General features: G+C 72.9%; 8 protein-coding genes. 3 read left to right on the top strand and 5 right to left on the bottom strand.

Translation table 11 applies throughout. The features are described 5' to 3' along the window. Window positions 1-5 precede the first annotated feature (5 nt). The 4 genes from DA085_RS08125 to DA085_RS08110 are packed head-to-tail and all read right to left on the bottom strand — an operon-like array spanning window position 6 to window position 5,486. Window positions 6-1,889 carry a gamma-glutamyltransferase family protein gene (locus DA085_RS08125; RefSeq protein WP_109472462.1) on the bottom strand — a complete coding sequence of 628 codons (1,884 nt, stop codon included), beginning with the start codon at window positions 1,887-1,889 and terminating at the stop codon, window positions 6-8. Beyond that, window positions 1,886-2,905, bottom strand: coding sequence for an ABC transporter permease (locus tag DA085_RS08120; protein WP_237565382.1), 1,020 nt, complete (start codon window positions 2,903-2,905; stop codon window positions 1,886-1,888). The genes DA085_RS08125 and DA085_RS08120 overlap by 4 nt, the downstream gene beginning before the upstream one ends. Then, window positions 2,902-3,858 (bottom strand): ABC transporter permease, encoded by a 957-nt coding sequence (locus DA085_RS08115; RefSeq protein ID WP_109472461.1) that lies wholly within the window; start codon window positions 3,856-3,858, stop codon window positions 2,902-2,904. The genes DA085_RS08120 and DA085_RS08115 overlap by 4 nt, the downstream gene beginning before the upstream one ends. Then, on the bottom strand, window positions 3,855-5,486 hold the full coding sequence (locus tag DA085_RS08110; RefSeq protein ID WP_109472460.1) for an ABC transporter substrate-binding protein: 1,632 nt from the start codon (window positions 5,484-5,486) through the stop codon (window positions 3,855-3,857). Before DA085_RS08110 ends, DA085_RS08115 begins: the two co-directional genes overlap by 4 nt. 104 nt (window positions 5,487-5,590) lie before the next feature. Here DA085_RS08110 and DA085_RS08105 point away from each other — a divergent pair, with 104 nt between their 5' ends. Together DA085_RS08105 and DA085_RS08100 are read left to right on the top strand one after the other, a co-directional pair. Then, complete coding sequence (locus DA085_RS08105) at window positions 5,591-6,520, top strand: deoxyribonuclease IV (protein WP_109472459.1); 930 nt, start codon at window positions 5,591-5,593, stop codon at window positions 6,518-6,520. 82 nt (window positions 6,521-6,602) lie between these two features. Continuing rightward, on the top strand, window positions 6,603-7,796 hold the full coding sequence (locus DA085_RS08100) for a 3-hydroxyacyl-CoA dehydrogenase NAD-binding domain-containing protein (protein ID WP_109472458.1): 1,194 nt from the start codon (window positions 6,603-6,605) through the stop codon (window positions 7,794-7,796). A 3-nt stretch (window positions 7,797-7,799) separates the two neighbouring features. On the opposite strand, the gene DA085_RS08095 is transcribed toward DA085_RS08100, so the two are convergent. Beyond that, a complete protein-coding gene (locus DA085_RS08095; protein ID WP_154402136.1) occupies window positions 7,800-11,519 on the bottom strand; it encodes a glycosyltransferase in 3,720 nt (1,239 codons plus the stop codon). Window positions 11,520-11,721: 202 nt separating this feature from the next. Here DA085_RS08095 and DA085_RS08090 point away from each other — a divergent pair, with 202 nt between their 5' ends. Beyond that, window positions 11,722-13,008 carry a glycosyltransferase family protein gene (locus DA085_RS08090; protein WP_109472456.1) on the top strand — a complete coding sequence of 429 codons (1,287 nt, stop codon included), beginning with the start codon at window positions 11,722-11,724 and terminating at the stop codon, window positions 13,006-13,008. Window positions 13,009-13,090 lie beyond the last annotated feature (82 nt).

Raw genomic sequence — 13,090 nt, 5'->3', positions numbered from 1 at the left:
GGCTCCTACCTCCCCGCCGCATAGCCCTGGGCGCCGCGCGGGTTGGCCGCGGCGGTGAGCACGCCCGTCCCCGGGTCCCTGGTGACGCACGACAGGCGGCCCAGCGCCCAGTCGCCGGCGCGGGTGACCCGGTGGCCGCGCGCCTCGAGCCCGGCGATGACGTCGTCACCCAGCCGGTCCTCGACGACCGCGCCGCCCGGCTGCCAGGTGCGTGGCCAGAAGGACCCGGGGGTCGAGGTGGTGTGCAGCGCCGGGGCGTCGATCGCCTGCTGCGGCTCGTAACCGCCGACCAGCAGCCGCAGGACGAGGAGGAGCTGCCACTGGTCCTGCTGGTCCCCGCCGGGCGAGCCGAGCGCGATGACCGGTGCGCCGTCCCGGAGGACGAGGGTCGGGGTGAGCGTCGTGCGCGGACGCCGGCCGGGCTCCAGGGCGGAGCGCGAGGCCTCGTCGAGCCACGTCATCTGCAGCCGGGTGCCCAGGCAGAACCCCAGCCCGGGGATCGTGGGAGAGGACTGCAGCCAGCCACCCGAGGGCGTGGCGCTGATCATGTTGCCCCACCGGTCGACGACGTCGATGTGACAGGTGTCGCCCCGGACCGAGCCGTCCGCGTCGGCACCCGGGTCGGCCGGGTCGACCGCGGGGGTGGCCCCGCCCGGCTGTGTGCCACCCCGGGCGCCCGGGACGGTCGGCTCACCGCCGCCGGACGCGGCCGGGTCGCTGCCGTGGGCGGCCGCGAACTCCTCGTCGGTCACGAGCGGCGGGAGGTGGCCCGGACCGCCCGGCAGGGTGCCGGGACGGAACTCTGCCGAGGCCCTCTCCCCCACCAGGGCGCGGCGTGCGGCGATGAACTCCTCGGACAACAGGTCGGCGACGGCCGTGTCGTTGTCGCCGTAGTGCGTGTCGCGGTCGGCGAGCGCCAGCTTGAGCGTCTCCAGGATCGTGTGGGCGCCCAGCTCGGTCGACGGGTCCAGCCGCTCGTCCGGAAAGCCGTCGAGGATGCGCAGGGCCTCCAGCAGCACCGGGCCCTGGCTCCAGAGCCCGGCCTTGGCCACCGTGTAGCCGCGGAAGTCGACAGTCGCAGCCTCCTCGAACTGCGCCGACGACCCGGCGAAGTCCTCCTCGGTGATCACCCCGGCGTAGTCACCACCGTCGGAGTGCCGGTGCGGGGTGCGCACGAACTCCGCAGCCAGCCGGGCGACCCGGCCGGTGCGCCACTCGTGCCGGGCGGCGGCGACCCGCTCCTGCCTCGTCGCGTGCTCCTCGCCCGCGGCGACCAGCTCGCGCAGCACCCGGGCGTACTCGGCGTTGCGGATCAGCTCGCCGGGCTCGGGGACCCGCCCGCCCGGCATCCACCGCTCCGCACTGGTGGGCCAGTGCTGCTCGAAGAGGTCCTTGACGGCCGCGATCTGGTGGCAGACGCGGGCGAGCACCGGGTGGCCGTCCTCGGCGTAGCCGATGGCGTAGGCCAGGACCTCGCCGAGCTCCCAGGTGCCGTGCTCCTCCAGGAGCTTGAGCCAGGCGTCGACCGCCGCCGGGATCGCGGCGGCGAGCGCGCCGGAGCCGGGCACCAGCTCGAGCCCCAGGGCACGGTAGTGCTCGATGGTCGCGCCCGCCGGCGCCGCACCCTGCCCCATCATCACCACGGGGCGGGAGGGGTCCTCGGCCGTCGCGAAGATGCCGGTCATGTCCCCGGCAGGTCCGTTGAGGTGCGGCTCCACGACATGGAGGACGAACGCCCCCGCGACCGCGGCGTCGAAGGCGTTGCCACCCCGCTCGAGCACCGACTGGGAGGTGGCGGTCGCCAGCCAGTGGGTCGAGGCGGACATGCCGAACGTCCCCTCGAGGGTGGGCCGGGAGGTGAAGGCTGCGGGGGTGACGAATGCGGTCATCGGGGCTCTCCATCGGTGTCGTGGGCACTGCCCGCGTCGGAGACGGTCCGCGCGGCCGGGTCGGGGGACGTGTCAGCCGGCTGCCGGACCGCAGTGCTTCTGCGGCCCCCGGTGCGGCGACGCCGGGACGAGGACCCCCGGGCCGAGCTGGGGTCCAGGGCATCGCGCAGGGCGTCACCGAACAGGTTGAACGCCAGGCAGATCACGAGGATCGCCAGGCCGGGGAACACCGCGGCCGCCGGGGCACGGTAGATGTACTGCTGGGCGTCCGAGAGCATGATGCCCAGGCTGGGGCTGGGCGGCTGGATCCCCAGCCCGAGGAACGACAGCATCGACTCACCGATCACGGCCGTCGGCATGATCACGGTCGCCTGGACGATGATCGCGCTGACCGAGTTCGGCAGGATGTGCGTGAGCAGGATCCGGGGCACGGAGGCGTCCATGGCGACCGCCGCCCGCACGAAGTCCGCGTTCTTCAGCCGGATCGTCTCGCCCCGCACGACGCGGACCATCGTCGGGATCTGGGCGATGCCCAGGGCCATCGCCGCGCTCGTCAGGCTCGCCCCCGCGATCGCGACGAAGCCGACCGCCAGGATCAGGAACGGGAAGGCGAGGGCGACGTCGGTCAGCCGCGAGATGATCCGGTCCCAGGCCCGCCAGTAGCCGGCGAGGAGACCCAGTGGGGTGCCCACGAGCACCGCCAGCCCGACGGCAAGGAGACCGACCTGCATCGACGCCCGCACGCCATACAGCAGCCGGGACAGGATGTCGCGGCCGAGGTCGTCGGTGCCCAGCGGGTAGCCGATCGTGCCCGGCACCTGGAACGGGTAGGCGAAGTTGGTCTCGGAGAAGCCGTGCGGGGCGATCCAGGGCGCGAGCACCGCCACCTCCGCGGTCAGGACCAGCAGGACGGTGCCCAGCAGCCCGAGCGGCGTCCGCACCAGCGAGGCGAGCGCACCCCGCCGGGGCGCCCTGACCGGCTCGGTGCTCTCGGTCGTCACGAGTGGGGTGCTCACGGCGTCGACACTCCTGTCCGGATGGTCGGGTTGATCACAGAGTAGAGAAGGTCCACGGCCAGGTTGATCACGATGTAGGCGAGGGTGATCACCAGCACGACCGCCTGGATGACCGGGTAGTCCCGCGCGAAGACCGCATCGAGGGTGAGCTTGCCCAGGCCGGGGAGGGCGAAGATGCGCTCGGTGACGACCGCACCGGAGATGAGGCCGCCGAGCTGCAGCCCGATGATCGTCACCAGGACGATGAGCGAGTTGCGCAGGCCGTACCGGAAGAGGATGCGGGGCCGGGAGAGGCCCTTGGCCCGGGCGGTGCGGACGTAGTCGGTGTTCATCGTCTCGATCATGGAGGCCCGGGTCTGCCGCGTGATCACGGCGGCCAGGCTCGTGCCCAGGATCACCGCCGGCAGGGTCAGGTAGTAGAGACCCCGGACGGGGTCGGACAGGACGTCGACATAGCCCGAGGCGGGGAACCAGCCCAGGCTCACCGCCAGCAGCAGGATGGCCAGCAGTCCGAGCCAGAAGTTGGGCACGGACAGCCCCACCAGCGCCAGGACGTTGGAGAGGGCCTCGGGCATCCGGCCCCGGAAGCGCTCGGCCAGCATGCCCAGGGCGACGCCCGCGATGACCGCGACCGCCAGGGCGTAGGCCGAGAGCCAGAGCGTGACGGGCAGGGTGGTCGCGATCATCTCCGTGACCGCCTGCCCCGTCCGGGTCGACTCGCCGAGGTCACCGGTGAACACGTTGCGCAGGAAGGTGAGGTACTGCACCACCATCGGTTCGTCGAGACCGAGGTCGGCACGGATCTGGGCCACCCGCTCCGGGGTGGCCTCCTCGCCGGCCATGGCCAGCGCCGGGTCGCCGGGGAGGGACCGCACCCCGACGAAGATGACGATGGAGGCGAGGACGAAGGTGATCGCCGCCTCGCCGATCTTGACCGCCGTGAACCGGATCATCGGCCCTCCTCCTCGGCGATGAAGCCCGCGTGGGACAGGCGCACCACCCCGTCGGCGTACACCTGCACACCGGCCAGGTCCTCGGTGTGGGCCGTCAGGTACCGCTGTCGGTACAGGTAGATGATCGAGTTGGTCTCGTGGGCCCGTTCCACCACCCGGCCGTAGGCCTGCGCCCGCTCAGCCGGGTCCGTGAGGGAGGCGGCCTCGTCGAGCCGCTCGTTGAGGTCGGCGTCATCGATGCCCGTGTAGTTGTTGCCGCCGCCCGTGTAGAGGAAGGAGTAGAGGTTGCCGTGGGGGTCCACCCGGCCGGACCACCCCAGCTGGATCACCTCGAAGTCGCCGCGGTCCTGGGTGTCGAGGATCGCGGTGTACTCGACCGGCGTCACCGAGACGGCGAAGCCCGACTCGGCCAGCTGCGCCTGCAGGGCCTGGGCGTAGCGCAGCGAGTCCTGGGTGTTCGTCACCTGGACGTGGAGGGGATAGGGCACCTCGACGCCGGCCTCCTCCAGGATCTTCCGGGCCCCCTCGGGGTCGTACTCGGGGCACGACCGGCTGGCCTCGCTCGCGAAGGGCGAGGTGTCCGAGATGCCGGAGCACGCCGGGAGGTACCACCCGTTGAAGACCGTGTTGACCAGCGCCTCCCGGTCCACCGCCACCGACAGGGCGCGCCTGATCTCCTCCTGCTGCGACAGGGGCGTGGGCTCCATCCCGTCCGGGAGGCGGTTGAGGTTGATCGTCAGGCCCTGGTAGCCCAGGGAGGGGACCTGGAGGGTCCCGATGCCGGACTCCTGCTGGATCGCGTCGATGTCCTGGGGCGAGATGTTGTCCGCGATGTGGACGTCGCCGGAGCGGATGTTGGCGGCCCGGATGTTCGCGTCGGTCATGATCCGGTACTCGATGCGGTCCAGGTGGACGCCGTCGCGGTCGTAGTAGTTGGGGTCGGCGACCACGCTGATGGACGTCTGCGGGACGCGCTTCTCGAACCGGAAGGCGCCGATGCACACCGGGGAGTCACCGAAGTCGTCCCCCAGCTCCTCGAGGGCCTTCGGCGACAGCATCATGCCGGCACGGTCCGCGAGTGCTGCGGTGAACGGCGCGAAGGGTCGCTCGAAGGTGACCCGGACCGTGTCGTCGTCGACGGCTTCGATGTCCGTGATGGGCCCCAGCTCCGAGGCGCGCATCGAGTCCTCGTGGTTGACGTTGCGGTCCAGCGTCGTCACGACCGCCTCGGCGTCGAAGGCGGTGCCGTCGGCGAACCGCACGCCGTCGGTGCGCAGCGGGATCTCCACGGTGAGGCCGTCGTCGGAGATCTCCGGCATGCCCGACGCGAGCATAGGCACCACCTGCCCCTCGGCGTCGACGTCGTAGAGCTTCTCGCACATCGTCTGCATGACGTAGCGGGTGTACAACGACGTGGAGGTCGTCGGATCGAGCCGGTCCGGCTCGGAGGACAGGGCCATCACCAGCTCGCCACCGTCCTGCGGCGTGTGGTCCCCGAAGTCCACCGACAGGACGTCCTCCCGCTCCGGCGGGTCGCCGAGCTCCTGTGGCGCTACACAGCCGGCGAGCACGAGCGCTGTCGAGGGGATCACCGTTGCCGCGAGGGCCCGACGGAGTCTGGTCGTCACACTGCCACCCTTGTTGTTTGGATACAATCCTCACCAACCCCCAGGTTTGTATACACGACAACCGCGTGCCGGTGCAAGGTTGCGCACGCCGTACCCTCGAGCCCATGCCGCTCCCCCACACGCCCGTGCCGACCGACGCCGAGGCGACCCGTCGCAACCCGGTCGGCACCCACGTGCCGGTCGGCAAGGGACTGGTCGCCGGGGCGCTGACCACGGCCCTGGACCTGGGCTGCGAGACGTTGCAGATCTTCGTCGGCAACCCGCGCGGGTGGGCCCTGAGCACCGGCAAGCCGGCCGACGACGAGGCCTTTCGCGAGGCCCTGGTCGAGCGCGGCATCCGCGCCTTTGTCCACGCGCCGTACCTGGTCAACCTCGGTAGCCCCACGGCCGCGACCTACGAGAAGTCGGTCCGCACGGTGGCTCACAACCTCACGCGCGCTGCCCAGATCGGCACGGAGGGAGTGGTGGTGCACACCGGCTCGTTCGTCGACCCCAGCGGCGATCCGACGCTGTTCGCCACGGCGATGCGACAGGTCCGCGAGGGTCTGCTGCCGATCCTGGAGGCGATCGAGGATGACCGGGCGCCGTGGCTCCTGCTCGAGCCCACCGCCGGCCTGGGCCGCTCGCTGTGCGCCGGGGTGGAGGACCTGCACGGCTACCTCGAGGCACTGGACCACCACCCGAAGGCCGGGATCTGCCTGGACACCTGTCACGTCTTTGCCGCTGGTGCTCCGCTGGACGAGACCGGTGGTGCCACCGCCACGGTGGACCGGATCGTCGAGATCGGCGGGCCGGACCGACTGCGGCTGATCCACGCCAACGACTCGATGGACGTGCGGGGTGCCTTCAAGGACCGGCACGCACCGATCGGGCAGGGTCACATCGGCGAGGGTGCCTTCGCCGAGCTCTTCGCCCACCCCGCCACGGACGGTGTCCCGTTCGTCCTGGAGACCCCGGGCTCGCGCGATGCCGGCAACCCCGACCTCCCGCTGCTGAAGCAGCTACGCGCGACCGCCCCCGTGAGGATGCGCTAGCCACGGTCGTCGACGCCCGGTCGGCCTGAACACCGGGCCACCACGCACCGGTCGGGGACATGGCGGATGGCACGATGTGCCCATGCCACTCACTGACGCTCAGACCACCGTGGCCGTCGTCGGGGCCGGTGCGATGGGCTCCGGCATCGCGCAGGTTGCCGCCGCGGCCGGCCACGAGGTCCACCTCGTCGACGCGGCCGAGGGGGCGGCCGCCCGCGCGCGGGAGAAGCTGGCCAACACCCTCACCCGCCTGGTCGAGAAGGGGAGGCTGAGCGCGGAGGAGAGCGACGGCATACTCAGGCGGATCGTCATCGGACCGGCGGCCGACGGTGACCTGAGGGCACTGCCCCCCGTGGGCCTGGTGATCGAGGCCGTCGTGGAGGAGCTCGGCGTCAAGCACGAGATCTTCGGCACCCTCGCCGCCCACCAGGACGAGTCCACCGTGCTGGCGACCAACACCTCCAGCCTCGACGTCGGGGCGATCGCCGCCGACCTCCGGGCCCCGGAGCGCGTGATCGGCCTGCACTTCTTCAACCCACCGCCCCTGATGAAGCTGGTCGAGGTCGTGCGCACCACGCAGAGCGCGCCGGCGGTCCTCGAGGACGCGAGCGAGCTGATGCGCCGCTGGGGCAAGACCCCGGTGACGTGCACCTCGACTCCCGGCTTCATCGTCAACCGGGTGGCCCGCCCGTTCTATGGCGAGGCACAGCGGATGCTCGAGGCCGGGGTCGCTGATGCCGCCACGCTGGACCTGGCGCTGCGCGAGCACGGTGGCTTCCGGATGGGTCCCTTCGAGCTGACCGACCTCATCGGCCAGGACGTCAACCTCGCGGTCGGGACGAGCGTGTGGCTGCAGACCGACCGGGACCCGCGCTACGAGCCGGTGGACGTGCAGCGCGAGCTGGTCGAGGCCGGGCGCCTGGGGCGCAAGACCGGCCACGGCTACTTCCGGTATGCCGACAGCGGGCAGACCGTCGACGTCACCCCGGACGCGGCGCGGGCTCGCGAGCTCGTCGGCGGTCCCATCGAGACCGACCCGGTGGCCCGCACCATCGCGATGCTGGTCAACGAGGGGGTCGACCTGGTCCGCCGTGGGGAGGCCTCGGCCGAGGACGTGGACACCGCGATGACGCTGGGCACGAACTACCCCAAGGGTCCGCACGCGTGGCTCGCCGAGCTCGGGGCGGCGACGGTCGTGGAGCAGCTCAGGGCGCTGGACGCGGCGTTCCCCGGGGGCCGCTACCGCGTGAGCCCCGCCCTGGAGGACCGGGTCTGAGGCTCAGTCGACGGACCGTCTGCTCCGGACGGTGGCGTAGACCTGTTCGTAGGTGGCTGCGGCGGCGGCCCAGGTGCGCTCCCGGACGACCCAGGCGCGTCCGCGCTCGGCCAGCCGACGGCGCTGCTCCGGGTCCCCCGCCAGCCGCGCGAGGGTGCGCGCCAGACCGGCGGCGTCACTGGCCGGGAAGGACTCGCCCCGCTCACCGTCGCCGATGATCTCCCGGAGCGCGGGCAGGTCGGACACGACCACCGGCAGCCCCATCGCCATGGCCTCGTAGGGCTTGAGCGGCGTCACCAGGCGGGCCGCCCGCTCGTCGATGCGGGGGACGACGAAGACGTCGAGCAGCGCGTAGTAGTCGCCGACCTGATCGTGGGGCACCTGCCCGGTGAACACGACGTCGTCGGCCACGCCACGGTCCTCGGCCAGCTGCCGCAGGTAGTCCGCCCGGGCGCCGTCACCGACGATGAGTGCCCGCGCGGCCACCCCCTGCGAGCGCAGGATCCCGACGGCCTCCACGAGCAGCTCCTGACCCTCCCGCGGGTGGTCCAGGTTGCTGACGTAGCCGAAGACGAACGCCCCCTGCAGCCCGAGCCGCTCGACGAGGTCCTCCCGCCGCTCGCGCGGGACGATCGCCTGCGCATCGACCCCGTTGGGCACGACGAACACCCGCTCCGGGTCGACGGCCAGGGCGCCCTCTCCCTCGCTGCCGCCAGGGGCCGGGAGGCGCCGCTCCAGGATGTCCTGACGCATGGACTGGCTGAGCGTGACCACGGCGTCCGCACTGGCCATGCAGTGCGCCTCGACCGCCCGGCGCAGCTGGTACATCTCGCCCCGCTCGGCGCGCTCCAGGTCGGAGGTCCACAGGGCCTCGAAGAAGCCACGCACCTCGTAGACCACCGGCACGCCGGTCGCCCGGCCGACCACGAGGGCCGCGCGGACCAGGTCGTACCCACGGTGGCCGGAGTGGGCGTGGATGACCGAGGGCCGGCGCTCCCTGACCACCTCGGCGAGGGCGGTCGCGAAGGCGCTGAGGAACTCGTCGGGGTGCTCCGGGCGCGGGACCTCCTCGCGCAGCAGCCGGGTGTGGAGCACCTCCCCGACCCACTCCTCGGTGGGGCGTTCACCTGCTGGGTCGTCGCCGGCACCGTTGTCGCGCGGCGGGAAGTCCAGCAGTGTCACGGCGCTGAGATCCGCCCCGGCCCGCGCCTGCTCCCGCAGCAGGTAGTAGGAGCGCAGGGCGTAGCCGCTCTGCCGGTGCGGCAGGGAGATCTTCAGCACGTGCAGCACCCGCCCGGGCACCGGCGTCACCGGTCCCTCCGGGCGGCTCCGGGGCGCGATCTCCGGCTCCCACTGGGGGTCGAGCTCGAGCAGCCTCCCCTCCTGCTGGCGCACGAGCTGGAGGACGTCGTCGCGGGGATCGTCCGCGGCCCAGCGGCGCAGCGCCTCCAGGCGCAGGGTCTGTTCGCCGGCGACCGAGGCGCTGATCGAGGCCTGCCGCAACGTCGCCGGGCTGCTCGCCGGATCGGCGATCACGGCGCGGACGAGCTCCAGCGCCTCCTCGTGGCGACGCTCCCGCGACAGGTGCGCGAGGCGGCCGAGGTCACCGAGGACCAGCTCACGGAGCTGCTCCCGCGTCCCGGCCGCGTCGGCCAGGGAGTGCAGGCGGGAGGTGGCCTCGCTCGCGGCGCGGTCCCGCGCCTCCGGCTCGGACAGCGACCGGATGCGCTCGACCGCCTCGTCGACGGAGTCGACCACCCACTCGTCCGGGTACAGCCGACGCGGCGCTCCCCTGGGGGCCATCATCGGCCAGTTCCGCACCACCGGCACCGCTCCCGCGGCGACGGCCTCTGCGGTCCCCACCGGCCAGGACTCCCGCAGGCTCGAGCTGAGGACGAAGCCGGCGCGCGCCAGCACCGGTGGGAGGTCGGTGACGAAGCCGGTGTACTCGATGTGCTCCCGCACGTCATCGGCCATGGCGCGCCGTCGGAACGCCTCGGCGTAGTCCGCGCCGCTGGCGGTCGGGGCCGGCGTGAAGTCCGCGCCCACGAGCAGCAGCCGCCAGTCACCACCTCCGGCGCGCAGCGCGGCCAGCACCTCAAGTGCCCACAGCGGGTCCTTGACGCGCTGGGCCCACCCGACCAGGCACAGGGTCTGCGGCTCACGCACGCGTTCGCGGGCCGCGACGGCCCCGAAGCGGTCGAGGTCGACCAGGTTCGGTATGACGTGCGCCGGGGTCGCGCGGGCACGCTCACCCACCACGTCGCGCACCAGGTCCAGCAGCGGGGCGCTGACGCTCACCAGGGCCTCGACCCTGCTCCAGTCGAGCAGGTGGATCCACGGACGCAGCACGTCCACACCGTGCACGCGCAGCACGATCCTGGTGTGCGGAGGGGCCAGCAGCGTGGCGAGGACGGCCGTCTTGTCCGCCCAGTCGATGACGAGCACGTCCGGGGCCCAGCCCCCGATCAGCCTGGTGAGCTCCGGATAGCCGCCGAGCGTGAGGCCGGCGCCGACCCGCAGCCGCTGTCGCACGACCGGGAGGCTGGTGCCCATCGTGCGCAGGTGGGGTCGCAGCCAGCTGCGCTGGACGACACGCACCCGGGCTGCGGGTGAGACCCGGAGGGCGTCCGCGAGGGGTTCGACGAAGCTCCCGTAGGGCCCGGGCAGCACCAGAACCCGGCGAGGAACGCGATGGGCTGGGTCGTCGTCCGGGTCGTCGGCGCCTGCCGCAGGGGGCGGGGTGGCACCGGTGAGCAGCTGCCAGGCGCGGGACCTCAGCACGGGGGCCAGGTGTGAGCGCGGGTCGCGCACGAGGGGGGACTCAACCGAGTCGGAGTGCAGCTCCCGGTGGAACAGCACGTCGAGGGCCAGACACACCAGCGGGACGGCGACGTCCAGGTCGTCCGGGTCGACGGCGCCGGCCGGGTCGGCCACCAGGTGCGGCTCCACGGTCTCGAGCAGGGCCGCGACGACGGCCCCGGTGTCGGCATCGGTGTGTCCGGTGCCGTCGAGCTCGGCCCGAACCCGGTAGGCGGTCAGGACCGGGTCGTCCGCACCGAGCAGGGGCGCGAGCAGGTCGACGAACTCGTGGACCTGGTCGGGGGCCCGCGTGGTGCCCGGCAGCTGGCGCAGGGGCGGGGAGTCCGGCTCGAGCCGCACCGCCGAGGGGTCGGGCAGGTCGGCCCGGGTCGCCAGTGCCCCGTGCAGCACGTCGAGGGCGGCGGTGAGGCGGGCGAACGGCTTGGGGTCGATCCGTTCGACCTGCTTGCGGGGCGTGGCGCGCGCGAGGTCCTCGTGCGCTGCCGCCACGGTTGCCTGCAGCCTCTCCACCCGCACGTCGTCGACCAGGTCGCGCAGAGCCTGCGCCCCGACATGGACCCGGGGCCGGACGCCCAGTCGGCGCAGCACCGTGAGCATCGCCTCCGCCGCCGGGTCCAGCACCACCAGGTCGTCCGCACGCCGGGCGGCCGCCCGGAACCACGGGTCGAAGCGTGCCGCCAGGGTGGCGCGACGGTGCGCGTCCACCACCCGGGGGGCGACCGTCAGGACGACCCGGTGGGGCAGGGAGTTGGTGTGGGTGGCCCGCAACCGGTGAGGTGCCTCTGTCGTGCTCTCCGCCGAGCCGGGCGGCCGCACCGGGAGCCGCCCCTCGGCATACGCCCACCGGACCTCCTGCCCCAGCTCACGCAGCCGGGTGACCACGGACTCCTGCGCGGTCAACCGCTCAGGGTCCCCCGCCAGCACGACGATGCAGCGGGAGGCGGGTCGGCCATCGCCTCGGGCAGCACCGGCACCCGGCACGCCGCCACCTCCTCGCCCTGACCCCACGGTCCGCCAGCATAGTCGCCGCGGACCCGCTCACTCCGGGAACACTCCACGGCGTCCGGGCACCGTGGCCGCGCGCGCCGATACGATGACCGGGATGACCGCGACCGAGCACACCGCCGCGGCGTCGGGGCCCCGTGACCGCGCTCCTGCCGAGCGACTGGTGATCGCCTACGCCTTCGCGCCCTACGCCGACACCTCCGCCGTGGCGGCGACCAAGCGGGTCGCCGTGCAGGCCGAGCCGGTCGACGTCATCAGCAACGCCATGGACTCGCTGCGCGGCCGTGACGACTCCCTCAAGGACGTCGTGGGTGGTCTCGTCCGCCGGCGCGCAGTGCTCGACACCCCCACGATGTTCGCCGGCTGGTCGTCGGTCCTGTCCTTCTGCCGGGCCGGTCAGCGCACCCTGGCGGCGTGGGCGCAGGAGCCCGGCGGGACCCCCTACACGTCGGTCTACAGCCGTGCACATTTCATCGCCTCGCACCTCCTCGCCGCGCTGGTGGTGGGCGAGCGGCCCGGTCTGCACTGGCAGGCGGAGATGTCGGACCCCTTGTCGCGCAAGGCGACCGGCGAGCTCCGCGAGGGTCCGGAGCCGCGCGGCCCGCTGGCGGAGGAGCTGGCCACCCTGCTCGCCGGCCGCGGCGTGCGGATGCCGGAGGGGGCGACCGTCTACCAGTGGGCGGAGACGGTGGCCTACACCCTCGCCGACGAGGTGGTCTTCACCAGCGACGGCCAGCGCGACTACTGCCTCTCCCTCGTGGAGGACCCACACGTGAGGGCGGCTCTCGCCCCCAAGGCGGTCGTCACGCCCCACGCGACGCTCCCGCCGGAGTGGTACACCCGCCGTGACCCGGACGTGCTCGGCGACGCACCGCTCGCGGGCCGCGCTGGCGGTGAGCGGCAGGTGCAGGTGGGCTACTTCGGAGGGTTCTACGCCTCGCAGAGCCCGCAGACCCTGCTGCGCGCGGCCGCGTCGCTGGCGCCCGAGGACCGTGGGCGGGTGCGGGTGCACCTGTTCACGGGTCAGTCAGAGGAGCTCAGCGCCCAGGTCCTGGAGGCCGGCGCCGGCGACGTGGTGCGGGTCCGGGACAGGTTGCCGTTCCTGGACTTCCTGGCCGCGACCCGGCAGATGGACCTGCTGCTCGCAATCGACGCGGCTCCGGTCGAGGGCGACACGGTGCCTCACGTGCGGCTGTCCAAATGGAGCGACTACGTCGGCTCGGGGACCGGCGTATGGGGCATGGTCACCCCCGGCAGCGACCTCGCCTCCCAGGACCTCGCGGTGCGCACCCCGCTCGGCCACCAGACCGCCACCCTGCAGGTGCTGACGTCGCTGGCGCGCGGCACGCTGCCCGCGAGATCAGCACCGGACGCGCGCCCGTGACGAGACCCCGCTGAGCGCTCGCCCCTGCCTGGGCTCTGCACATGCCTGCGCCTCACCTGGCCCAACGCTCTGCAGAAGTCAC

Source organism: Ornithinimicrobium cavernae (assembly GCF_003121625.1).
Taxonomy (GTDB): Bacteria; Actinomycetota; Actinomycetes; order Actinomycetales; family Dermatophilaceae; genus Ornithinicoccus; species Ornithinicoccus cavernae.
This window is presented reverse-complemented; position numbering and strand designations above follow the sequence as displayed.